Origin of the sequence: Thiovibrio frasassiensis, from assembly GCF_029607905.1 — a bacterium.
Classification (GTDB): Bacteria; Desulfobacterota; Desulfobulbia; order Desulfobulbales; family Desulfurivibrionaceae; genus Thiovibrio; species Thiovibrio frasassiensis.
The window spans coordinates 1612549-1636653 of sequence record NZ_JAPHEH010000001.1 but is presented as its reverse complement, the minus strand read 5'-3'; the positions used below and the strand labels follow the sequence as shown (position 1 = coordinate 1636653).

Sequence of the window (24105 nt, the reverse complement as noted above, 5' to 3'; positions counted from 1 at the left end):
AGATGTGGTGCCCTGCAACCGCTTACAAAAAAATGATAGCCAGGCACCCCTGCGGCACACAAAGTAACTCACTACCGTTGCTTCCTCCCGGACCTGGCGGGGTTCGCAAGTCTTTGTTGCGCAGGACCCGGCTATCAAACCGGAAAATATCTGGCGGAGAAGGTGGGATTCGAACCCACGGTACGTTGCCGCACACACGCGTTCCAGGCGTGCACCTTAAGCCACTCGGTCACCTCTCCAGCTTTTCCAAAGCAAACTGGCACGCTGGCCAATGGGGCACCACTTTACATCACCTGCACCCTCTTGCAAAGAACAAAATGCCCCAGAGGACGAGATGGCCGTTTCACCAAAAAATTTATCAACGATTCCAAAAAGATGCCTCTCCGAACACAGGACTCACCCTTTGGGCAAGACGGATTCACTCACCTGGGAGGTATACTCGGGGATCACCTTGCCGAGCTCGGCTTTGATCCCCTCTGCATCATGGTTTGACGCGAACTGCTTGAGCCTTTCCAGCGAATCCTGCAAGTCCTCCAGGGAAGCACCGTTTCCACGCAACACCATGATCTTTTCATGACCGGTCTTCACGATCCCCTCGCCCTCGGTGATCAACTCCTCGTACATCTTTTCGCCGGGCCTGAGCCCGGTATATTTGATCTCGATCTCCGTATCCGGCTCCTTGCCGCAAAGCTGGATCAGGTCACGGGCCATCTGGCCGATCCGCACCGGGGTTCCCATCTCCAAGATGAAAACCTCACCGCCCTCGCCCATGGTCGCGGCCTGGAGAATAAGCTGACTCGCCTCCTCAATGGACATGAAGTAGCGGGTCATATCCGGATGGGTAACCGTCACCGGGCCGCCCAGCTCAATCTGCCGCCGGAACAAGGGGATAACCGAACCGGAGGAGCCAAGAACATTACCGAAACGCACCGCCATGAAGCGGGTTCCCGAGCCGGCCCTTTTGCTCTTTTCACAAAAGCCCTGCATGAGAATCTCGGTCATCCGCTTGGTGGCGCCCATGACATTGGTGGGCCGCACCGCCTTGTCAGTGGAGATCACGATAAAACGCTCCACCCCAGACCGCGCGGAAACTTCCATCAACCGCTTGGAGGCAAAGATATTATTGTACACGCCCTCCCAAGGATTACGCTCCACCATGGGCACATGCTTATAGGCGGCGGCATGGAACACCACGGTTGGCCGATAATGCGGGAACAACGATTCCAGCAGCCCTTTATCCTGCACCTTCCCCAGCACGGCCACATAGTCCCTGAAGCCGTATTCGTGGAGCAGCTCCATCTCGATCTGGTAGAGGTTCTGTTCGCTGGCATCCATGAGAATAAGATTGGCAGGGTGGAAGCGAACGATCTGGCGACAGAGCTCCGAGCCGATGGAGCCACCTGCCCCGGTGACCAGAACCGTCTTTCCTCCCAGGACCTCACCGATCTCTTCCAACTCGAGGCGCACCGGTGGCCGGCCCAGAAGATCCTTATACGAAACATCGCGGATGGCCTTGATGGAAACCCTGTCACTGATCAGCTCCCCCAGCCCGGGCAGGGTCTTGAACGGAATTCCACAGGCGCGGCAGAGTTCGACAATCCTCTGCATTTGGTCGCGGCTGGCCGAGGGAATAGCAATAAGCACCTCATTGGCCTTGGTTTTAAACACATACTCCGACAGGTCAGCAATAGGGCCGAGAACAGGAATGCCGTGAATCTGCTGGCCGATCTTGGAAGGATGATCATCAAGAAACCCTGCCACTATGTAGGGCAAGGCCTTATTGTCGTTAATTTCCCGCGTCACCTTTTCGGCGGCATCTCCGGCCCCGATAATGAGCAACCGCTTGCGGCGCTGCCGCTTACCGGCATCATCCTGGAGAAAAGGCAGACAAAAAGCCTTTTGGCAAGAGAGCCTGAGACTGATACGAAATCCGGCAATGAACAGGAAGGTCAACAAGGCATCAAGCACGAAAACAGCCCGGGAAAACCCATCGAAACGGTTCAACAACAGAATGCCACCCAAAGTAATAAACCCGGCAACCACACAGGCCTTAAGGATGTTCAACAAATCCGCAAGGGAAGTATACCGCCACATCCCGCGATACAACCCAAAAAAATGAAACAGCACCAGCTTGACCGGAAGCAGGAACCCAAGAACGGAGATATTGGCCTGCTGTTCCTGGGGCACAACGCCGTCGAAACGAATTACATAGGCCAACAGATGCGCGGCAACTAGCAGCAGTACGTCAACCCCAAGCACAATCCAGAAATTCAATTTACGAAATTGGTATTTCATACGGCTTCCTAAGTTCTTTGACGTAAACCAAGAAGTGACTCTACTTGATTTTGACAGAATTACCCATGTTGTCGTGCAGAAATCGTAAAGCACACCTCATTTACACCGCAGCCTATTTTGAGCAGAATCACCTTTTATAAACTGTCGAGGGCGAACACGTTCAATGCGAAACTCCATCCCCCGCCACTATTTTGATAAAGGTGCGCCACAAGATCAGCACATCAAACGCCAATGAGCGCTGTTGCAAATATTCTGCATCCAACTTGACCTTCTCAGGAATCGGCAGCTCATCCCGCCCGTTCACCTGGGCCCAACCGGTCAATCCAGGCATCAACTCATGCACACCATACTGGGTGCGCAATTTAATCAGATCATCTTGGTTGAATAACGCCGGGCGAGGGCCAACAAAGCTCATATCGCCATTGAGGATACTCCACAGCTGAGGCAATTCGTCCAGACTGGACTTGCGCAAAAAGCCGCCAATCCTGGTAAGATACATAGCCGGTTTGGCAAGGAGATGTGTTGCCAGCGCGGGCGTTCCCACCCGCATACTGCGGAACTTTGGCATACTGAAAATCCTGTTATTACGCCCTACCCGGTCAGACCAATACAAAACAGGCCCCTTAGAAGTAAGCTTGACCAACAACGCAACCAGCACAAGCGGCAAACTCAGAACAAGCACTGCACAAACGGCCAGAATCAAATCAAACAGTCGTTTCATGCAAGAACCATTGCGCTGTCCGGCGTAACCCCTCGTCCACACTGATGGGAGGATTCCACCCCAAGAGGGTTCGCGCCCTGGAAATATCCACCTGCAAGGATCCGCACAGCCGTTGCGCCATATCACGCCGGCCCAATAACACAGCCCCAGCTTCCAGCAAAAAAACGGGTAACGGCATCAATCGCGCCGGTCTCCCCAGCGCATGTGCCATTCGCCGCAACAGTGCTGTAGTGGAAAGATCCTCACCGTCCGACACCAAAAAAGTTTGATCAGCCGCAGCCGGGTGATCAAGGCAGCGGATGATCAGATCGATCAGGTTATCCAGCGCGACTATGCTTCGACGATTATTGATCGAACCAAGCGGTAGCGGCACCCCTGCATGCAACCAGCGCAACATATTCAAAAAATTGGCTTTTACCCCCGGCCCATAGATCAGAGGGGGCCGAATAACCACAACCTCCATTCCTGTTCGCTGGGCAAGAGTTCGCAGCCCTTCTTCGGCTTCGCATTTGGAAATACTATAAGGGCCAAGCGGCACAGACACATCCTCCTCGGTGAAAGGTTGCCCTGACAATGTCTGCTCACCATTGACCTTGATGGAGCTGAGGTAGACAAACCGCTGCACACCCGCCTTAGCCGCCTGACGGGCGAGGTTCAACGCAGCGGCGACATTGACTGCGCGGAACTCGGTGAGCGGGTCAGTCGCCTTGTCGCGCATAATGTGGACGCGGGCGGCGAGATGAACGACAGCACCTACCCCGCGTAGTGCTTCGGCCCAATTCGTTTCGCCGTCTATTGCCCCCACTGTGACCAACTCCATGTCTTGGGGTAATCGACGAGAAGAACGGACGGCAGCCAAAACCTGCCATCCCCGAAGAAGCATTTCTTCGCATAATGGTTGCCCAACAAAGCCATTGGCCCCTGTGACAAGAGCTCGGCTCAAGATAACACCTCGCAATAAAGATTCACCCTAACTCCAGTCAGCAACATAGCCGTCAGGTGAGCGTTCACCAGCGTGACCAGACGGTGCGGTTTACATAATCGACGTAACTCAGCACAATTCGCAGCAATTGCTTGGACACCACGCCTGCCTCGTAATCCTGGACCGGCCGCATCACGCGTCTGATCTTGTCATGCTGGGCGATGATGACGCGCACCGCATCCAACACCCGCTCTCTCTTTAACCCGCTCATGATAAGCGTCCCCACGTCCATCCCCTCCGGCCGTTCATGTGCATTGCGGATGGTGACCGCAGGCAGGTTGAGCAGCGAGCCTTCCTCAGTAATCGTCCCGCTGTCGGACACAACGCACAACGCCTCCATTTGCAATTTGATGTAGTCGCAAAACCCGAACGGCTTGAGGAATTTGATCTGCGGGTTGAGTTGCCCCAATTCCAAGGCATCCAAACGCTTTTTAGTGCGCGGATGCGTGGAGACGATAACGGGGCAGTTGTAAGTTTCCGCCAGCGAATTAAGCGTTTCGACCATATCCACCAGATTCTGCGGGGTATCAACGTTCTCTTCCCGATGCGCGCTCACGATAAAGAACTTGTTCGCTTCCAGACCCATTCGCTGCAACACATCCGAGGTCTGGATCTTCGGCATGTAAAAATCCAGCACTTCACGCATGTGCGAACCGGTCTTGATGATGGTTTCGGGGCGGATCCCCTCGGCGATCAAATAACGACGGGCATGCTCGGTCAACACAAGATTGATGTCGCTCAAGTGATCCAACACCTTGCGGTTCAGTTCTTCAGGCACGCGCTGATCGAAGCAACGGTTGCCCGCCTCCATGTGGAATACCGGAATTTTGCGGCGCTTGGCGGCGATAACGGCCAGGCAGGAGTTGGTGTCGCCATACAACATGACTGCATCCGGCTTTTCTTTTTCCATGACCGCATCGGATTTCTCGATCACCCGCGCGATGGTCTGTGCAACGTTCTCGCCCACCGCCTCAAGAAAATAATCCGGCTTACGGATATCCAAATCCTCGAAAAACAGCTGATTCAGCTCGTAATCGTAGTTTTGTCCGGTGTGGACCAAAATATGCTTGGTGTATCGGTCGAACTCGGCAATCACCCGGCTCATCTTGATCAGTTCAGGACGCGTCCCGACGATGGTCATAATCTTAAACATTGAATTCTTCCTTGATGAAATCCAGGTTCACCAACAAGGCTTTGACCTGCTCGACAGTCAAACGTTCCGTGTTGTGTGAGGTATAGTCATCCTGACGGGAGATATTTTCCTCCCCCTCGCTGAAATACTTTGCGTAATTGAGGTCGCGGTTGTCAGCCGGGATTCGGTAATAGCCACCCAGGTCTTTGGCATGCGCCATCTCTTCACGTGAAATGAGCGATTCATACAACTTTTCACCATGGCGGGTCCCGATGACCCGGATCGGATTGCCCTTGCCGAAGATCTCTTTCAAGGCCTGTGCCAGTTCGGCAACGGTGGAAGCTGGGGCCTTCTGCACGAAGATATCCCCCTGCTTCGCGTGGGCAAAGGCGTACAGCACCAGATCCACGGAATCTTCCAGCGACATCAAGAACCGGGTCATGTTCGGATCGGTGACCGTGAGCGCCTTACCTTCCCGGAGCTGTGAGACGAACAGGGGAATAACCGAACCCCGCGAAGCCATAACATTGCCGTAACGCGTCGCACAAAATACCGTCTCCCCTTCACGCTGCATGCGCGCTTTAGCGACCATCAGTTTCTCTGCCATCGCTTTGGAGATCCCCATCGCGTTGATGGGATACACCGCTTTGTCCGTACTGAGCAGCACTAGGCGCGCGACGCCATTGGCTGTCGCGGCGTTCATCACATTTTCAGTGCCCAACACATTGGTGCGCACCGCTTCCATAGGATAGAACTCGCATGACGGCACCTGCTTCAACGCTGCCGCATGGAACACATAATCCACGCCCTTCAAGGCTTGGTAGATGCTGTCGTAATCCCGAACATCCCCGATATAAAATTTCAACTTCTGGTCATTCAAAGCAATGCGCATCTCTTCCTGCTTCTTCTCATCGCGGCTAAAGATCCGAATCTCACGTACATCCGTCGAAAGGAAACGCTTAAGCACAGTATTCCCGAAAGAGCCCGTGCCACCGGTGATCATTAATACTTTATCATTAAACATAACGGGTCAAACCTATTTATAAGTGTGCATTAATTGGATCAATTCAGGCCAACTTGGGGCGACATAGCCCGTGACATCCCGGAAACGATCTGCATTGAGTGAACGGTCAATCACCAACTGCTCATCCGGGACAATATCGATCGTTTTGCCATACACATCAGCAATCAATTTTAGTAGGTCGTATTTGGAAATGGGCTGCGCTGCGACATGATAAACGCCAGACAACTCTTTGCGCGGGATTACCACATCACGCACGACTTGTGCAAAAACCACCGTTGGCAACCCGGAAAAAATGGCACGAGTATACCCCTTACAACACCTTTCTTGCAATAGGAACCACTCCAGCAGACCGAATTGGCTTTGCAATTCATGACCTATGGTCGAAGTGCGCAATGTAATGGCGTGCGGATAATTCACCTCGCCTAGTGCCTTGGATTTCCCATACACATCGCGCGCATCGGCAAAATCATTTTCGACGTATCCACCTTTTTCTCCGGAGAAGATGCAGTCCGTGCTGACATGTATTAGGCGAGCACCAACTAGCTTGCACAACCCCGCAAGACGGTGTGGCATCAAAGTATTGATCGGAATGGAAACCAGCGGATCTTCAGCGTCCGGTTTGTGCTTAGTCAAGCCAGCACAATTGACGACCACATCCGGTCGTATCTCATCCAGAATCCTTACCAATAAATCATGGTGTTGGACATCAACGCCCGATATCAGGCGCTCACCGCCCAAAGCTGAAAAAAATCGTTTCACACTTCTGTCACGAACCGTGCCGAAGACTTTCCAATCATTTTTCTCGCTCAAGATGCGCAGGAACGTACTGCCTATCATTCCGCTCGCGCCGATCACCAATACTTTCACGGAATATCCTTTTCGCTCTGCGACACTCTGCACAACTGCCTGATTAACTGGTCAATCAAACGATCATGGGCGAAGTGCTCCTGGTAATACCTCCGTCCATTCTCTCCCATTTTTGCACGTTCTTCGGGCGAATGCTTATATAGATACAAGATCGCATCTGCCAAAGCCATCGAATCTTCTGCGGGTATGGCCAATCCGGCCTTGGCTTCAACGACTAGACGCGCACCCTCGCCATTCAAACAGGCAATGATCGGCTTACCTGCCGCCATATATGCCTGCACTTTGTTGGGAACAGTCGCCGCAAAGATCGGCTGGTCCGCGAGCGTCACCAACAACACCGATGCTTTCTGCATAAAGCCAGGCATCGTCTCCACGGGGAACCGTCCTGGCAGATGAAGATTGGTCAGCCCACGCTGTCGCACCTCCTTCAACATCGATTCGCGAGAACTCCCGTCTCCCAAAACAACAAAATGAATGTCCACATATTCCCTCAAAAAGGAGGCGGCCTCAACTATCACCCCAACAGCCTGCGCCGCACCGATATTACCGGCGAACATCACAGAAAACCCTTCCCCAAGGCCCTCGACTGAGGGTGTCTCATTAGTGGCGGAAATCGCAAAGGTGTCGCCCACCGAGTTAGGACAATATTCGATGGGTGTACCTGATGCCAAAGCACAGACCGGCCCCTCAAATGCCCTTGACTGCACCAAGAGCAAATCAACATGGCGATAAATAAAACGCACCACCCGCTCAACCAGCTTAAGTACCGCCCTATTTCGCACATACCCCGTCGCCGACAGACTTTCCGGCCACAGGTCCTGCACCCACAACACCACCGGACATCTCTTCAGCCACCCAAGGAAGATCGCTGGAATTGCCTGAAGTATCGGAGAAGGTGCGTAGATAAAGATCACATCGAATCTTTTTTTGCGCAACATCCAGGGAGCGAACAATAATCCAGCCAGAATGAAAGACAGGTAGTTCAGAGCCAACCACCATCCTCCGCGTCCTCTTGGCAATATTGGAATACGGTTGATATTAATACCCCGATGAGTATCTTGTTGGCATCCCCATGCCCTGTAACCAGCGAATATTTCTCCACAAGGATAGTTCGGCTTGCCAGTCAGAACCTCAACCTCAATGCCTTTTTCCAATAAAGTGCCAGCAACATCATTGATGCTGAAATTTTCCGGGTAGAAATATTGACTAACAATCAAAACCTGCAAACTATTCTACCTTTCCTAAAACAGAAGCCATAAACTGCGTAGCATCCAGTAACGGGAGAGGCCCCACCCCCTCCCCCAAGAAACGCTTCACCGCCCTGACGATGGATATGGACGACTCAGGGTTGAACGTTTGCTCCGGGTCGAGCACATCACGCACATAATCAAGCTCCGCCGCCAGCACAGGCAAGCAGGACTGGCTTGCTTCAATCAAAGGCAATCCAAATGATTCAAATAATGAAGGATAGATCAATGCCCGCGCTTGAACATAAAGCAACAGAGCTTTGTCATGAGGGAGAAACCCGACATTTTCCAATTTCAATCCATAGCGAAGTTTCTGCTCGTCTATCCAGATACACAACTCCGATGATACATTCGCATCCAGCGTCAGACACAAAGATGGAAACAGGCCTTGTTCTGCTAGTAAACACCAAGCCTTAACCAACCGCCGATGATTTTTGTGAGGATCACCGGACGCGGGGTAAAAAAAATCGTATCGTTTGTGTCCATCTTGCCGGACATGCTTCAGACTCATTGTTCGCTGGTAGCCACCTGACACTTTTACAAATGGCCTAACATGAACAGGTTGTTTCACCACACAACCTGATGACAGCAAGGCTGTTCTCATGGATGGAGTTTGCACCACAAATTCATCAACATTGCCCGCCCTCCAAGAAAGCCAAAGACGTTCCAAGCCTAGACGCAGCCTCGCTTTGATGTAGAAACTCCTCAGCGCCACCCTCTCAACCAGATAACGATTCTGAACAAATACAATCACATGTCCACGCAACTTGAATAATGGCGGAAGATTCCCAAAACAAAGCACCGTGTCTTGCGACCGCACATTCTGCCATAGCCACCACTCAGCATAAAACCGTTGCCTGATAGACGGCTGCACAAATTTTATAAACATAGTTCCGGGGATATTGGTTGGCTTCGGGATACGCCTATCAAGCAATGCAACAACTTCCTGTTCGCCTGGACATGCATCAAGCAAAGCAGACAACAAAGAGTAACCACCACCTTGGTGGATATTGGTGGCGTGGATGAACAATTTACATTTCACGCTTCACTCTTATCAGTTTTAGATTTCACCTTCTGTTTCGTCATCAACCCCCTCCAGTTTTCGGTCGAAAAAAACAGAGGCCTAATCGTCCATTCCGCACCTTGCGGTGGTAAGGGTTAAGCCACTTTGCTTTTGTTCCACCACACCAAGAAACTGCCAGTCTTAGACATAATCCAACCTAGAGAACAGAGGTCCGACTCAAGTAAGGTTAACTACACCTAGCAACAAAATATTCTAACAGTCGGCGTTGCGTGCTTTACTCGTCAACTTTATCGGTACCTACAGCCTCATCTACTGGGTACCAGCAAACAGGTGAGGGTAGCCCTTTCCCGCGATAAAAACCAAAACTCTACTTTTTCTCAAATAAAATTATTTAGGCCATCCCTATTCCATTTATAGTTTCGGTATCAATCCGCTGAATTTAAAGCACATTATTGAACAGCCTCATTCTCAAATAATTTTTTTTGCAATTAACATAAACATATCTCCGGTATTCACAGGAAGAACAATCCGCCTAAACAATGCTCCTCTTGCTTTAATTCCCACCCGGCTAAGAAGATAGGAAAGGGAAAATTTCTTTGAATAAAACTCTGTATGCACAACTTCAAACCCATTCTTTAATAGCAATGCCGATAAAGTTTTCGGCGTGAAGTGGTAGAGATGGAACCTCATTAACCACGGATACCGCTTACCCATAATCCTTGCAAAAACACTGCCTATGTCGTGGGTTGTAACAACCACTATACCCTCACGCTTTAGATAGTTATAAATATTAGAGAAACATAACGATGGATTGTCGAGATGTTCGACAACATCCCATAGAGTTACCACATCAAACTCCCCTGTCGCGAAAAACTGCTTTTCATTACAACTAGCGTTAATAATCGTCGCTCCTGTTTTTTCCCGGGCGTAATTAGAAGCCCAGGTGGACGCCTCTATACCAGCTACCTGGTATCCTCTTTTCTGAGCTTCGTCTAAGAAAATTCCGGCATAACATCCTATATCGAGAAGCATCCCATCTGGTTTATATTTAGCAATTACCTTCAGGTGATCATTAAAAGTCTCGGCACGTTCCGGCCAAGTTTCCAAATAAGCATTATCCACTACATCTTTATATAGTTCAATTACCCCGACATCACGTGGATTCATATATACAAGTCCACATTTTTTACATTTTACAATATTATTGTACACACTGTATTTGTTTGCCGTGCTAGTATAATCTTCTATGCTAGGATTAGTAAGACCGACATTAGAATGATACACAATTGTGTAGTCGTCGCTGCCACAAATATTGCAACTCTCTTTCTCATACGCAACAATATTACTATCATTGGTGTCAGACTTTTCACGCGACCATTTAGCAAGTTGCCTAAACAGTGCAATTCCCCCCATTAAATAATTTTTAAACTCATATAATGTCCGAATATGAAAAAGAAGATTTATAATTTTTCTAGGATTGGCATAATATTTAATATTTGCCTTACTGATTAAGTTTTCAATTTCTTGACCAGACACCTCGGCATTCTTGAGCACGCAATCTTCACCAATAGCGACAAATTTTTCCCAGTTTATGCTTTTAAGGGGCACCGACGAAAAGTAAAAATCAAAATCTTTTGTCCCAGGGAAAGGGACAAGCATGTTGTAAAAAGCAAGAGTTGAATCAACTTCCTGTGAAAATTTTATTGTCTCGGCCATTTGAGTTCTTGTTTCTCCTGACGAACCGAGAATATAGAAAGCCTGCGTTTTAAGGCCGATTTGATTAGCGATCTTTACGGTTTCTTTTGACCTAGCCGGTGAAATCGGCTTGCCCATCTTTCTCAAAATCTCCTCATCAGAAGACTCTAAGCCGAAACCTATACTATAGCAGCCGGCTTTTTTCATTAAACTCAGCATCTCTCGGTTAACGGTGGTAACCTGAGCGAAACAAAACCACTTAAGATTAAGTTTTTTATCAATCATACCCTTGCATATTTTTTCAAGACGGGGATGATTTATGGTAAAAGTGTCATCTGTTATGAGCAACTGCCTTGCATTATAATCTTTCTTCAACATTTGCATTTCTTCTAGGACATATTCAGCAGAATGCATTCTGTATCGTGTTCCGGAAACAATCCTTGCTGCACAAAAACTACAATTAAAGGGACATCCCCTGCTGGTGAGAATGGTTAGACAATTCCTATATCGAGCATTATGCATATTTGGGAAAAAAAGGTGCTGCGGGATAAGATGACGCGCGGGAAACGGGATACTATCAAGATCTTCAATATAAGGCCGACACGCATTACGAACAATTTTATCCTTTTTATTATACACAATGCCTTCTATGTCTCCAATGTCGGAGTTGCGCTGATAGGCCTCGACAAGTTCTAGCATTGTTATCTCGCCTTCGCCAACTACCACACAATCTATCCAATCGGCATATTCCGACATAACATACTCTGGAATAGCCGACACATGCACCCCACCGATGATAATTTTAGCACGAGAGTTGTTTCTGCACAGTTGTGCCATCTCTATCGCCCGTGTAAAATTTGCGGTTGAACAGGTTATTCCGACTATATCTGGCTGGAACTCCCGAACAACCTCTTGAATACGATGCATGGTTAAACCCTGCGCTTCCGGCTCATATAACTGGACTTCGTGTCCACCATATTTCATAAGATAAGAAGCGATATAACCTAAACCTAAAGGGAAATATCTTCCGGCAGCTTTTTTTAAATCACCATAAAGCTCTACATAGGGGGGAGATAACAATAATATTTTTGCCATTGTTATTTGTCCTTTATAGGAATGAAATTAATATCTATCTTGACTGCCGAAAAAAAATCTAACATGATACTATTATTGGCAATGCTATCAACATTATTGTCTCGGCTTGTTAATCGTCCTCATACCATCCCCAAAGCCTGCGACATGGAGCAGGACGCACTTACTTGCACTGCACAGCCCCCTATTTTTTCCGAGAGGATTTTCGACGTATAGGCCTGTTCAAATTTACAAGACGACTTCTGGGATACAGCTTGAATCAATCCGCTGCGTTGACATCCATGTCGTCGAGCAGCAGGTCGCGCAAAAGACCAAGCAACCCTCTTACTTCTTTACCCTTTGTGCCGTATGCGCCGCCCGGCAAATCCACTTTGCCGCGGCCTACGTGGGACTGAAGCGATGTCATAACCTAGAAATGCCAATACAAGTTGTAACCCCATGAGAATCGGCAAGGAAGCCAGCATAACCGTACCTGCTGGTGTTGCAACACCTTCTCGTGCCGACTCAAACCAGTGATACACACCAAAACTCGTGCCAGCCAATAACATAACCAACCCAAGTGGTAGCTCTATCGACGCCAGTGATAGGTCGCGCAGATAATAATTATAAAAAATTCGCTTCATGAAATTCCTGGCATGCTTGCCGAGAAACTCACCAATAATTTTTAAAATATTCAAGTTGCTCACTTCATCACCATATTTAGCATCCATTGGGACATCCACAACCACCGCGCGCAATGTATTTAACCGAAACAACATGTCTGTTTCAAAAAAATAACCGCAACTAATTTTCCGAAACGGCAGATGACGCGCTACATCGGCGTGAATTGCTGTATATCCGTTAGTAGGATCAAACAAATCCCAATAACCGGATGAAAGTTTTGTCATAAAGGACAACAATGCATTGCCGAACAATCGCCCCCTAGGCATGACACGAATTTCCTCAAGGTCAAAAAACCTATTACCTTTGGTGTAGTCCGCCTCACCAGCCAAAATAGGTTCCACAAAACATGGAATCAAAGCAGGATCCATCTGACCATCGCCGTCCACTTTGACGATTACATCGGCTCCATCAGCAATAGCTGCACGGTAGCCCGTCATCACTGCACCACCTACGCCTTGATTGTTTTCGTGCCGCAACACGACGACGCGCGGATCCCGACAATTTACTTCGACAAAGCTTCCTGACTCTTCAGGGCACTTATCGTCAACTACATAGATACGCCACACCTCAGGCACAATCCCATATATGACATCAAGGATGTACTTCTTGACACAAAAACTTGGAATGACAACGGCGATGCGGGGAGGATCAGAAATATAAGAATTTCTCATGTAACCTCTTGAATAAGAAAAATCCGCCCAAAAAGGATACGCTCACCGAATTGGCACCGTACGCCACAGTGCATCCCAACCAGATTACGGCGGGGCGACATCAGTTTGGTGAACCTTGTTGCTAACATTTCCATGCCAGAGACACTATAACAGAACACCCGTCAATCTGAAGACTTTACATGCCAAGATTAGGCTGCTATCAGGCCCAATTAACAAAAGAGGTCGCGCATATTATTTTCTTAAGCCGGTCAGGGCAGCGATGTGTCATACAATACACCGCATTGAAGCATTATACCTGGAGCATCTACACATAAATGCCCGCCTGCTGCTTCGAAACAGCTCAATCGGAAGGAACTCAATGTCGGCGACAAGTACGTTGGCCCGCTGATGAAAGGTATAGACTGCGAAGCGCCTTACAAACCGCCGACACCAACAAATATCCCAACAATAAATTACCCTACCTGTTGTTGCGAACCTCGCTACCATACTGGCCAATCAACTTTAGGCGCTGGACAAAACTCACATTCAAATAAACACAGGGCACATCTCCCCCCTCGAGGCCATTAAGGATTGGACCAGTCGCAAGAAAGAACCAGCTATTAATCCATTTGCTGGATTGATAGCTCAAAAGAAACACAAAAAATCAGTACAAATATTGCTATTCCTGTATCAGACATTGATTTCAGTGAAATCATCGCGCCAATAAGACATACACACAGAAATTGCCCCCCCGATAAACAGCCATAACGGAAACACCTGAAATCGCATGGCAAACCCGACAAAAAAACAAAGCATTAGAAAAGCAAGAGCATATACGCTTGAAATATCTCTTACTGCCATGTAGCGACGGAAACCCCTAGTAGCCAAAACACCCCAAAGAAAAACAACCGCAGCCAAACCAAGTATACCTGCATCATCGTACAATGCGAGGAATCCTGCATCTTTCCTCTTTCCTCTAAAGCGGCCCTCTATTGATTCATTTATTTTTGATGGATGCGAAATTGACAAGTTTGCTGAGGTTATTGACGAGGTTGCTGAGGTTATTGACGAGGTTGCGGAGTCTGTAATATTATATTTCGTGAAATTATAAATATAATTGGCAATGCTCAACGGGGCACGAGCCAACCTCTCGCCAATTACAACAAATGAATGCCAGCTAGATTCATTGGTATGATCTTGAGATTGTAAAAAACGAGCCGCAGAAAATGCCACAAAAAAAACAAAAGGCAAGAGCATCAGTGGCAACCATCTCAATTTTTTGCTGCTTTTTAGTAACAATGAAGAAATTAATAAAACCGAGATCAGCAGAAGGACGACACCTCTGGAGGCCGTAGAATATATACCAAGAGACGACAACACCATGCCTAACATCATCGCCCTTCGATGCTCTGAGAAACAATACATTCCATAAACGCAACCTAAATACACCATTGAACACCAGTATGCGAATAAGTTAGGATTGAACAAGATTGAACTCGCTCGCCAAACAACCTCACCGGAGTTTTCAACGGTATACGCCCAAGCGCGCTTAGAACATATTTCATAGAAGCCGACACAAACCGCCATGGCCAAAAAGGCATTGGCACATCCTATGGAGTTCTTCGTAATGCTCCAATGATATCCTTCTACGCTAAACCACAAATGCCCCAAATACATCAAAACCAGCATTGCTACAACACTCAAAATATTTTGCAGCTGTAGCCAATCACCAACTCTTACATTGTGAATGTACCCTATAATCACAGCCGCAATTGCGACACCAAAGTAAATCAGGGTAGGCCTATCAGAGACAATATTTTTCCTAACTCGAATAGCGAGTGAAACAAAAATAACAAGCAAGAACATTACTGTTGCCAACTTCACTAAAATTCCGCCACCTCGGACATGCAACTTAGCGAGGTAAATATTAGAGGCACCACTAATTAATGGAATTACCGCATACAAAAAGCAGGTCGAACCATATACCAACACAAGGGCGATTAAATTCTTCTTTTTTGAGAAGAAAACAACCCCAAGCAAAAAAAACACAACTACGACATTTAACAACTCTATCATATTAACTTCCATCAAACGGCACCATTATTAATCACTGGCCAGTTTATCAAGCTAGGCTTTCCAGAATAGTTAATTATTTTATACAATGATCCATCCTTAATCTCTTCTAGGCCGAATGACCCCAAATATTGCTTGCGGAATCTTTCATCAGAATGGCCAACAAACAAAAAATCATGCGCCATTAACAACGAATCGAAATCATTAGAAGATTTTTGACATGTCCAGACATCGCCTGCAGAGTATGGCGCACCTATAGACCAACACCAATTGCCAACATTTGATCTCCTGGGAAGGATCCCATAACTAAAAACATGATACTCATGCCCGGAACTATTCTGCCAAACAAAAAATATTTTTGCACCAGAGGGCGTATTTTTCGTAACCCCCCTCGCGTACTCAGAGACAATCGATACCGCCTCATATTTTTTTCCTATAATAATTCTCGCGACATCTTTCAGCATATTTATTGAATTGGGTAATGCCGCCATCAAACAAACAATAACCAGCATAACGGCCCTGAATGAACTTCGCTCCGAATGAAAGTATCGAGATACTGATATCCCAAAAAGAAAAACTATCACTCCAACCAAGAACGTGTTGACATAACGTTCGAACGAAGCCAGCCTTACCCCCTCATACGCCCCAAAAGAAAATAAATACACAAACAGTAAAAGAAGAAGATACCCGACAAAGCAAACGGCAATGAGAAAAAAAACACTTAAATCTTGCCACCATTTTCGATTATCCACATGACTTTCACGAATTATCAAGAAAATAAACAGCACACATATCAGCGCCCAAAAATACTGAGTGCTTAATCTATTGTCTCGTCCGATAAAATCAGGGAATATCTTATCCAGATAATTAGCGATGGTCGCTTTCTGCCTTTCTGTTGACAAGTTTTCATCAAAAGCGTTCAGGAGATCAGATGGTGAAATTTGTAAATTATTAAATGTTTTTTCAACATTGATGTTCTCAACATGAATACTCCAACTTGCATGTGCCAACAAAGCAAACGATATCATCAAAAATGCAACTGAAATTAATTTAAATTTATTTCTAAAATTTATTGCATTGAAACAGATATCAAAAATAACTATGGCAGCAATCGATAACGAAAAGAAAATTCCAATTTGCTTGATCACAGGAAAAACAATAACTACTGGTAACAGCATAATAATACGAACAAAATTACCAGAATTCTTAAAAAAGAAATACTCGAATAATGAAACCCCAAAAAGTAGCCCAAGAACAAGATCAACTTGTAATGTATGAAATCCTGAATCAAGAAAATAAATTATCGAAAGAATAAAAAAAGTAAAACCTACCAAAATAATTTTATTAACATCTTTATGAATAGCAGCATATAGCGGAATAACTGTCGCACTGACAAAAACTCCACGCGACAACAAGGAGACACTATCTTTATAGTCAACAAATTGATAAAATAGATAGTCAAAAAGAGCCAGCCCAGGGGGATAATCTTTACACAGCACAGCATCATCAGGCCCAACCAGTGCATGATTGAATGCCACTATTTTTGAAACCCTACCCCAATGACTAAAATCATCACCATACACAATTGAAGAATAGCATTCAGATTGAGTAATCAAGTATAGTAGACAGACAAAAAATAAAAAAACACCTAAACCTAGCGTCAGCTTATCAGTAATTGTATTTTTTCTGTAATCAATAAAGAAAATAATCAAAAATAGAAAAAACCCTACTATCAATATAGCCTGTGCCGTTAATTGTAAAAAATCGAACAGCCCACCTACATAAAGCACGGCAACCATGCTTGCGCAAACGAACAAGAAGGTTGATTCAATTGGGAATTTACAAAACCTATTCAGCGTAAAACCGTATCCCAAAATACCTACTAAGACCGGTAAAAGCGCTATTAAACTATTCATTTCGTTTTCACCACCCCCTAAAGTGATCTAATTCAGGCTATCTCTTCTGGGCAACGACAATCAGCGTTTCCCCCCCGATCAGCCTCACGCCACGATCCTTACCAAACAGGGCATAGATTATTCGCCTCAGCGGCTTAGCAATTAGTGTTTTCCACCCATGAGAGGGTGCTGTAAATGCAGCTTGCGTATACGCAGCATCAACAATTTCATAACCACACTCTCTCAGCAATGATAGAGCCAGCTCTTTAGTAAAATAATGTATATGACCAACTTTATTGCGAACATACAACAGAGGCGCTTCCCGATATACACTGAATGCAGACAAATCAAGCGGAATATGAAAGATGTAAAAGTTTGCTTTACCAAGCAGTCTTTCTAAAAAGTCATGTGGATCAGCCAGATGTTCAACGACGTCCAACATGAGCAACACATCACACTTGAGCGAAGATTCTCGCAGCGCGTCCCCCACCTCAAAATGGATATTTAGTCCGTCATACTGAAGCCAGAATGCGGCCGCATCCGGGGCAATATCAAACCCACTCAGCTCCGCTTCTGGATAGATGGTGCGTAGTTCAGCCAGACACCCACCAGACCCACAACCCACTTCACAAACCGAAGAAGGTTGTATTCCATTTCGAGTAAGGGCAGCGGCAACGATACGTGCCTTCCATGGGGTGTCTGCCAAATCCCAAGTGGGGTTGTGCTCAAAATATTCCCGGGTAAGGTACTGCAAGGTTGGGTGAGCCATCTTTGTTAATTCCTTTGATTAACGACTTATGAACGAAGCTACCATCGAACAATTATATCCTTGTCCAGTACGGTGGCAACCCCTTAATGCGCCTGCCCAAGTCAAAAATCTTCCTGGTTGGTCTCTCGCCAATCGAATCCCATAACACCAACCGCACATAAACTCTCATCATTGCCATCAACCAAAAAAAACCAGGAAAATATTGGCCATGCATCTTCTGCGCTCGCCTGACATCACGCATTGCCTGGATAGAACTTGAGGGATTGCTACTGAGTCCGCCTTGGCGCATCGCGGTTGGAATGATGTCAGGAATAAACACTGCATTGGCAGTCTTAAGCTCACGCAACATTAGCTCGTAATCACCTCCGATACGGAATGACTCATCAAATTTTCCATTCTGTTCAAACAAACTACGCCGGTGCATCACTCCTTGATGTGGCAAGCACAAGCCCTGCCTGAAGCGTACCTTCATTTTCTCCCAAGGCTCTCCGACAGGGAAAAGAGCTTCCCCACCGGCACTGAGCAACATGATTTGCGCATAGACCACGCGAATGCTTTGAGGAATTTTTTCCAAACGCGCACTTATCTGCGCCAACACTTCAGTGCCCAACAAATAATCGTCTGCACCAAGAAAACAAATCCACTCGCCTTTCGCCTTCGACAGGCCCTTATTCCAAGCGTTGTATACCCCCCCATCTACCTCAGAAACCCAATAGTCTATCTTCTCGCGACTTGCTTCAATAATAGCGACAGTCCCGTCTTCAGACCCCCCATCAATGACAATCAGCTCCTTGTTGAGATAAGTTTGCGTTGCAACACTGTCGATACATTGTTGCAATGCATCTACCCCGTTAAAAACGGCAACTATAATGGAGATTAAAGGCGGCGATTTATCACTCACAAGGTAGTCTCCCCATTTTTAAATAATGCCAGAAGTAGAGCCTAACGCACTGAGAGCCAACTTCTGTTTCGGGGCTATGCCTCCCAGCAGCAGGAATGTTCACTCAAAACTTATGGCTGTCGATAAAAAACAGCATCGACCTGAAGTGTCTGTCCATCAACAGGGTCGGTAAAACCAGGCAGTAACGACCAAAGGACAAAACCTTCAGTTTCAAGGCGATCGATAATTTCTCTCCACAAATGCTGGCCTTCGTACAATGGCACCAGGGAAAGCTCCAAAAGAACCCCTCGAATATATGGCAATGTGTCTCGGGCACCATCTAAAACTTGCCACTCAAAACCTTGCGTATCTATCTTCAAAAAAGACTTGTGCGCATTGACTAAATAATCACCTGAAACAGCATCTAGAGTCTGTAGAGGGACAACCTCCCTTCCTTGGTAGATTGACGCGGGAGCAGCACGCTGATGAGCGTCAAGCATAGGTAAAATGGAACTGCTCACAGAATTACCCGCGATATTGATATTTACCTCACCGTTATAATCACCCAATGCACATCTCGGATGAACATACCATTTTGCATCTCTTTGACTTACTCGTCGCAAAACACTATGGGCTTCAGAAAGAGGCTCAAATGAAATGATATTGCCCCTATAACCGCCACCCCGTATTTCCGAAGCAAACTGACCTTGATTGGCGCCAACGTCCAAAATCAAATCAATCCCAAATTTATGTAGAGAGGAAACTATCTGAGCAGTTGGCGACACAGATGCGGTGTATCTGTGTACTTCTAACCCTAGACGCCTAAAGATGTCTTTCATAATTCTTTTTGACACCATCATTTCCCTCCAACTCAAAAAAAACGTTATAAATTTTATTGTAGTGCCTTGGGCAAAAAACAGATTTATCATTACCATCAATAACAAAAGCTTTATATTTATATAACTTCATTACATTTACTACATCATCTATAGATGTGCCAAATAGATCAAAATTTTTATCGAAAAGCTCCATAAGAACTAAACGAGGTTTTACCAAATTATTTGATAAAATATTTCTCGCACCATCCAAGACAAGCTTCTCTGCTCCCTCAACATCGATTTTCATGATATCTATACGCGTCAAATCATTCATTTTCAAATATTCATCCAACGTTGTTATTTTTGCCTTAATTTTTTTAATCTCAGGAAAACGACCAGTGTCATGAATAGAAGAATATGCGCTGTCGCTTGCCAATGAAAACTCGATGTCACCGACAAAATCTCCGACACAACACTGATTCAAATTAACGGATTCTATTTCATTCAGACATAATGATGCCTTAAAAAGACAAGAATTAATCGGAATAGGCTCGAAAGAATGAACTTTAACCGTACAATTTTTTTTTGCTACCAAAAGGCTAAACAGCCCAATATTTGCGCCTATATCAAAAAAAGTATCTCCATCTCGTATCATTGAAAGCAAATACAGGAGATCATTTTTCTCATAGTTTCCAACTAATATCTGCAGACCGACATCTTCATTCGCTCTAACAAGAATTTTACAATTCATATATTCTGTTTGTACTACAGAATTTTTAATATGCTTATACCAAAAACGGTACATCTCAAATCTAAGGCGCGATACTAAATTTCTCATTTCGATTCTTTCTTTACCTTAAAAAAATTAATTAAAATAATCGGGCCAAATAATAATTTAGATGCAGAAAACCATATTAATCCAAGCGGTGCTAAAATTAATGATGCCGAAACCGATACTAGTCCAGCCACTAAATTAGTTACGCTAAGAAATCTTATTTCCCCTAAACCCATTAAGAAATAGTGCACTGGCACATTAAAAGCAAGAATTCCGTATGCTGAAATCAAAATTAATGCTAGCTCGATATTGTCAACATAGAACTTCTCGCCTAGCCAGACTTTTAGCAATACTGGCGCTGAGATGAACAAAACAACAGAAAGCAAAAAACATCCCCCCCCTGCATATAAAGCATATTTGCATAAAGGGAGTCGCTGAATCGATTCACCCTTTTCTTTTTTTGCACTTAACCAAGGGAAAATTACTTGCATCGCCACAGCAGGGATTGCATGCACATACTGTGCTAACTGCGAACAAATACTGTACCTAGCCAAATCTGTTGCGCCAAATACCGCGCCAATAAGGAGCCGATCAGCTACCGAAAAAAGCATCCCGCCGAAACTTTGAACCCATTGCCATTTCCCAAAAGTTACCACGCGCTTGAGATAAAGCAGATCCAAAGAAAGCTTATGACAAATAGAGACAGATAACAACCGATTAACTTGGTGCGCCTTAAACCCCGCCTTGATCACAGAAAGTAACAATATCCCGCTCAGGACAGCAACAACGGATCGATAGTGCCATGCCAACAAGCCCACACCCACGGCCCATACGATTCGTGTGAAAAATTCAATCTTAGCTGACAGGTCGAAACGTTGCGCCCCACGCAGTGCACTGGAGAATACATTATCTAATTCCTGTATAAGCATTAATACCATCCCAAGGACAAGCAGCTGCGACACAATGGCAAAAGACCCCATTTTCGCAAAGAATATCTGAGCAATAAGAGGGGCTGTAGCCGCAGCCACCAGAGTCACAAAACCACCACCCAACACCACGATAGTAACCGCCGCACGGATCGTAGCCACTGCATCCTCGACCAGTCCATTTTCCAGATCTGCAGAGACATGTTTAATAGTTGCTGTTCCAGCACCTAACGATGTGAGTTGCCCCATACCGACAATAGCCATCACCAACATCCAAAGACCAAATTGATCTACACCTAATTGTTTTAACAAATAAGGTGTCAGGGCGGTCATCAGCAAAGGACTGACGGCTTGCTCGGCGACAGCCCACGACGCTCGAGCGGCATGGGGCCGCAATCGAGCAATTACTTTCGAGGGAACCATTAATCAGTCTTCTATTATTTGTTGTGACGTTAAATATGGTCTTGTGAAACACAAAGGTTCAGTACGTGTGATACTTACGAATAGCATGGCGTTGTGTGCTCGCAGAAGGCTTAAAACATGAAATTTGTTAGCGAAAAATAAATCTCCTTAACGCGTTATGCAGCGCCCCATCATGGCGAATTCGAAAAAAACAAATCAGCCATAGCCTCAAAGACATACCTATTGCGATGCCAGACCCAAATAGGCGATTCAACCGTCTCCATCTGGCTCCTACACCCAGACAATCAGGTACACTTCTGGAATATAGCCTGGCCGCATTATCCATAATCGCCCTCCTTGCTTCCCCAACATTCTGTCGCAAGAGTTTTTTAAATATATCTTCAACACCGCTCATGTCTGTTTTCTCACGTGCATTAGCCAGGTTCAAAATTTCTTCAGCACCAACTGATCCCAGCCCATAGTATTCAGATAATGAATCCCAATATTTTCTCTGAATATCTTCTCCAAGTTTTTTCTGTATTTCCGCTGACTTTATTGAAATCTGAGAAACGTGCTTCCGATACAAAAACAAAACTTCTGGGATATTAGACATTTTCCATCCAGATATTGCAGCCTGTACCCATAAGTTATAGTCTTCAGCTTTCTCATACTTTTTATCATATTGCAATCGCATGACTGAATCTGTACGCATCATCACGGACGGATGGACAAATGGTGACCTAAACAACATATCCATTTTTATTGCCTGATCAGTTTGATATCCTTTCCAGACACGATGATCCCAGGAACCAAAAAACCTCACCCAACTACCGCAAATATCCGCACCAGTTTTCTCAAGCCAAGCCATTTGACGTTCAAAGCGAAATGGTAGAGAGATGTCATCCTGATCCATGCGTGCGATCCATTTGCCGCGCGCAAGGCCTATCAAGTCATTGAGTGTGGTTGCCAAATTTCTGTTTTCACGCGCGACCAGTCGTATCCGTGCATCTCGCTTCTGATATTGCTGCATAATTTCCAAAGACCCATCCGTCGAGCCATCATCAATCATGATCAATTCAAAATCGGTGAATGATTGCGCCAGAATCGAATCAATCGCCTCAGCAAGATATTGCTCACCGTTATAAACCGGCAAAACCACTGAAATCGACGGCACATGCGCATCAGCGACGTGATCCTCTGCCGGATTATTCATTCAGCAGTTGCCTCAACCATTCCAGCGTACACCGCAGTCCCTCGTCAAATTCGTGAACGGGCCTCCACCCTGTATGCTCGAATAACTTTGTCGAATCAAGGATATTGCTTTTCACATCGAAAGCACGCTCTGGCAAATGCTCCATTTGCACGTTCACCCCGATCTCCTGCATCAGTGGAATCAGGGCTTGGATGATATCCGTATTGGAACGCCCTATCCCCGAGCCGATATTATAGGTCTCCGAAAGACGCCCCCTATCTAAAGCACTTACAATCCCGGATGCCAGATCGCTGACATAAATATAATCACGCACTGTTCCTGTTTGACCAAATATTTTTATGGGTTGCCGACGCAACACGGAGGCGATGGCGGTAGAAACAAATCCCTGACCAACGAATGGCTGCTGCCCCATACCATAAGCATTGCCGGGCCGGACACAAATGTACTTTAATCCATGCGTTACGGCATAAAGATACGCATAGTTCTCCAAAGTGAGCTTGGTAACGCCGTAAGGAGAGATAGGTTTAGTGGGATGATCTTCTCGGATGGGAAGATTGTTTGCCTCACCATAGACAGTCCCACCCGACGAGACAAGCAGTAGTTTCCGCCCCCTGACGGCCACCTCAGAAAACAGCTCTTCCGTTGGAGGTAGGTTTTGCAACAAGTCCGCTAGCGGGTTTTCGAAAGAGGTATTGGGAACCGTGGCATAAGCTAGATGGATCACTTCCTCATGAGTGTCGAGTAGTCTGCCAATCAGATCCCGCTGAGAAAAATCACCAGCCACATAAACGGTATCAGGCGGCAGTTCGTGTAAAGGGTGCGTCCTCCTCCCAAGCACAGTCACCTGCCGACCTGTTGCAAGCAATTGGGGGACCAGGTGTGCGCCTATATACCCTGCGCCACCAATGACTAGAGTGGTGTTGATATTCATTCACATCCTATGGCTTTTATTTTGCGTTCAA

The 24105-nt window shown here is 46.1% G+C and carries 19 protein-coding genes, 1 tRNA gene and 1 other RNA gene; all 21 read right to left on the bottom strand.

What is annotated here, in order from left to right; genetic code table 11:
* Window positions 1–34 precede the first annotated feature (34 nt).
* Window positions 35–133, bottom strand: an RNA gene (gene ffs, locus OLX77_RS07780) — signal recognition particle sRNA small type.
* Between the two features lie 18 nt (window positions 134–151).
* Window positions 152–239, bottom strand: a tRNA-Ser gene (locus OLX77_RS07775).
* Window positions 240–396: 157 nt separating this feature from the next.
* Entirely contained in the window at window positions 397–2295 is a 1899-nt protein-coding gene (locus OLX77_RS07770; protein WP_307633025.1) for a polysaccharide biosynthesis protein, read from the bottom strand.
* Window positions 2296–2455: 160 nt separating this feature from the next.
* The gene (locus OLX77_RS07765; RefSeq protein ID WP_307633024.1) at window positions 2456–3016 is read right to left on the bottom strand and encodes a sugar transferase; all 561 of its coding nucleotides are present in this window, start codon (window positions 3014–3016) and stop codon (window positions 2456–2458) included.
* Window positions 3000–3962 (bottom strand): UDP-glucose 4-epimerase family protein, encoded by a 963-nt coding sequence (locus OLX77_RS07760; RefSeq protein ID WP_371877501.1) that lies wholly within the window; start codon window positions 3960–3962, stop codon window positions 3000–3002. The genes OLX77_RS07765 and OLX77_RS07760 overlap by 17 nt, the downstream gene beginning before the upstream one ends.
* A gap of 61 nt (window positions 3963–4023) precedes the next feature.
* Entirely contained in the window at window positions 4024–5151 is a 1128-nt protein-coding gene (gene wecB, locus OLX77_RS07755; protein WP_307633022.1) for a non-hydrolyzing UDP-N-acetylglucosamine 2-epimerase, read from the bottom strand.
* Complete coding sequence (locus tag OLX77_RS07750; protein ID WP_307633021.1) at window positions 5144–6154, bottom strand: nucleoside-diphosphate sugar epimerase/dehydratase; 1011 nt, start codon at window positions 6152–6154, stop codon at window positions 5144–5146. The genes wecB and OLX77_RS07750 overlap by 8 nt, the downstream gene beginning before the upstream one ends.
* 12 nt (window positions 6155–6166) lie before the next feature.
* Window positions 6167–7021 carry a dTDP-4-dehydrorhamnose reductase family protein gene (locus OLX77_RS07745; RefSeq protein ID WP_307633020.1) on the bottom strand — a complete coding sequence of 285 codons (855 nt, stop codon included), beginning with the start codon at window positions 7019–7021 and terminating at the stop codon, window positions 6167–6169.
* Window positions 7018–8247: a glycosyltransferase family 4 protein gene (locus OLX77_RS07740; RefSeq protein ID WP_307633019.1), complete on the bottom strand. Its 1230-nt coding sequence runs from the start codon at window positions 8245–8247 to the stop codon at window positions 7018–7020. The genes OLX77_RS07745 and OLX77_RS07740 overlap by 4 nt, the downstream gene beginning before the upstream one ends.
* A 1-nt stretch (window position 8248) precedes the next feature.
* Window positions 8249–9310, bottom strand: coding sequence for a glycosyltransferase (locus tag OLX77_RS07735; RefSeq protein ID WP_307633018.1), 1062 nt, complete (start codon window positions 9308–9310; stop codon window positions 8249–8251).
* Between the two features lie 450 nt (window positions 9311–9760).
* On the bottom strand, window positions 9761–12082 hold the full coding sequence (locus OLX77_RS07730) for a B12-binding domain-containing radical SAM protein (protein WP_307633017.1): 2322 nt from the start codon (window positions 12080–12082) through the stop codon (window positions 9761–9763).
* 329 nt (window positions 12083–12411) lie between these two features.
* Window positions 12412–13413: a glycosyltransferase family 2 protein gene (locus OLX77_RS07725; protein ID WP_307633016.1), complete on the bottom strand. Its 1002-nt coding sequence runs from the start codon at window positions 13411–13413 to the stop codon at window positions 12412–12414.
* A gap of 669 nt (window positions 13414–14082) precedes the next feature.
* Complete coding sequence (locus tag OLX77_RS07720) at window positions 14083–15480, bottom strand: hypothetical protein (RefSeq protein WP_307633015.1); 1398 nt, start codon at window positions 15478–15480, stop codon at window positions 14083–14085.
* Window positions 15480–17381: a hypothetical protein gene (locus OLX77_RS07715; protein WP_307633014.1), complete on the bottom strand. Its 1902-nt coding sequence runs from the start codon at window positions 17379–17381 to the stop codon at window positions 15480–15482. The genes OLX77_RS07720 and OLX77_RS07715 overlap by 1 nt, the downstream gene beginning before the upstream one ends.
* Window positions 17382–17418: 37 nt before the next feature.
* Complete coding sequence (locus OLX77_RS07710) at window positions 17419–18129, bottom strand: class I SAM-dependent methyltransferase (RefSeq protein ID WP_307633013.1); 711 nt, start codon at window positions 18127–18129, stop codon at window positions 17419–17421.
* A gap of 52 nt (window positions 18130–18181) precedes the next feature.
* Window positions 18182–19030 carry a glycosyltransferase family 2 protein gene (locus tag OLX77_RS07705; RefSeq protein ID WP_307633012.1) on the bottom strand — a complete coding sequence of 283 codons (849 nt, stop codon included), beginning with the start codon at window positions 19028–19030 and terminating at the stop codon, window positions 18182–18184.
* Between the two features lie 110 nt (window positions 19031–19140).
* Entirely contained in the window at window positions 19141–19869 is a 729-nt protein-coding gene (locus OLX77_RS07700) for an FkbM family methyltransferase (protein ID WP_307633011.1), read from the bottom strand.
* Window positions 19832–20665 (bottom strand): FkbM family methyltransferase, encoded by an 834-nt coding sequence (locus OLX77_RS07695; protein ID WP_307633010.1) that lies wholly within the window; start codon window positions 20663–20665, stop codon window positions 19832–19834. The genes OLX77_RS07700 and OLX77_RS07695 overlap by 38 nt, the downstream gene beginning before the upstream one ends.
* Window positions 20662–21951: a lipopolysaccharide biosynthesis protein gene (locus tag OLX77_RS07690; protein ID WP_307633009.1), complete on the bottom strand. Its 1290-nt coding sequence runs from the start codon at window positions 21949–21951 to the stop codon at window positions 20662–20664. Before OLX77_RS07690 ends, OLX77_RS07695 begins: the two co-directional genes overlap by 4 nt.
* Before the next feature lie 127 nt (window positions 21952–22078).
* On the bottom strand, window positions 22079–23143 hold the full coding sequence (locus OLX77_RS07685; protein WP_307633008.1) for a glycosyltransferase family 2 protein: 1065 nt from the start codon (window positions 23141–23143) through the stop codon (window positions 22079–22081).
* Complete coding sequence (locus tag OLX77_RS07680; RefSeq protein ID WP_307633007.1) at window positions 23136–24074, bottom strand: NAD-dependent epimerase/dehydratase family protein; 939 nt, start codon at window positions 24072–24074, stop codon at window positions 23136–23138. The genes OLX77_RS07685 and OLX77_RS07680 overlap by 8 nt, the downstream gene beginning before the upstream one ends.
* Window positions 24075–24105 lie beyond the last annotated feature (31 nt).

Coding starts and splice junctions, on each gene's coding strand:
- OLX77_RS07770 (WP_307633025.1), bottom strand. CDS start 2,295: ATGAAATACCAATTTCGTAAATTGAATTTCTGGATTGTGCTTGGGGTT.
- OLX77_RS07765 (WP_307633024.1), bottom strand. CDS start 3,016: ATGAAACGACTGTTTGATTTGATTCTGGCCGTTTGTGCAGTGCTTGTT.
- wecB (WP_307633022.1), bottom strand. CDS start 5,151: ATGTTTAAGATTATGACCATCGTCGGGACGCGTCCTGAACTGATCAAG.
- OLX77_RS07750 (WP_307633021.1), bottom strand. CDS start 6,154: ATGTTTAATGATAAAGTATTAATGATCACCGGTGGCACGGGCTCTTTC.
- OLX77_RS07730 (WP_307633017.1), bottom strand. CDS start 12,082: ATGGCAAAAATATTATTGTTATCTCCCCCCTATGTAGAGCTTTATGGT.
- OLX77_RS07725 (WP_307633016.1), bottom strand. CDS start 13,413: ATGAGAAATTCTTATATTTCTGATCCTCCCCGCATCGCCGTTGTCATT.
- OLX77_RS07720 (WP_307633015.1), bottom strand. CDS start 15,480: ATGGAAGTTAATATGATAGAGTTGTTAAATGTCGTAGTTGTGTTTTTT.
- OLX77_RS07715 (WP_307633014.1), bottom strand. CDS start 17,381: ATGAATAGTTTAATAGCGCTTTTACCGGTCTTAGTAGGTATTTTGGGA.
- OLX77_RS07710 (WP_307633013.1), bottom strand. CDS start 18,129: ATGGCTCACCCAACCTTGCAGTACCTTACCCGGGAATATTTTGAGCAC.
- OLX77_RS07700 (WP_307633011.1), bottom strand. CDS start 19,869: ATGATGGTGTCAAAAAGAATTATGAAAGACATCTTTAGGCGTCTAGGG.
- OLX77_RS07695 (WP_307633010.1), bottom strand. CDS start 20,665: ATGAGAAATTTAGTATCGCGCCTTAGATTTGAGATGTACCGTTTTTGG.
- OLX77_RS07690 (WP_307633009.1), bottom strand. CDS start 21,951: ATGGTTCCCTCGAAAGTAATTGCTCGATTGCGGCCCCATGCCGCTCGA.
- OLX77_RS07685 (WP_307633008.1), bottom strand. CDS start 23,143: ATGAATAATCCGGCAGAGGATCACGTCGCTGATGCGCATGTGCCGTCG.
- OLX77_RS07680 (WP_307633007.1), bottom strand. CDS start 24,074: ATGAATATCAACACCACTCTAGTCATTGGTGGCGCAGGGTATATAGGC.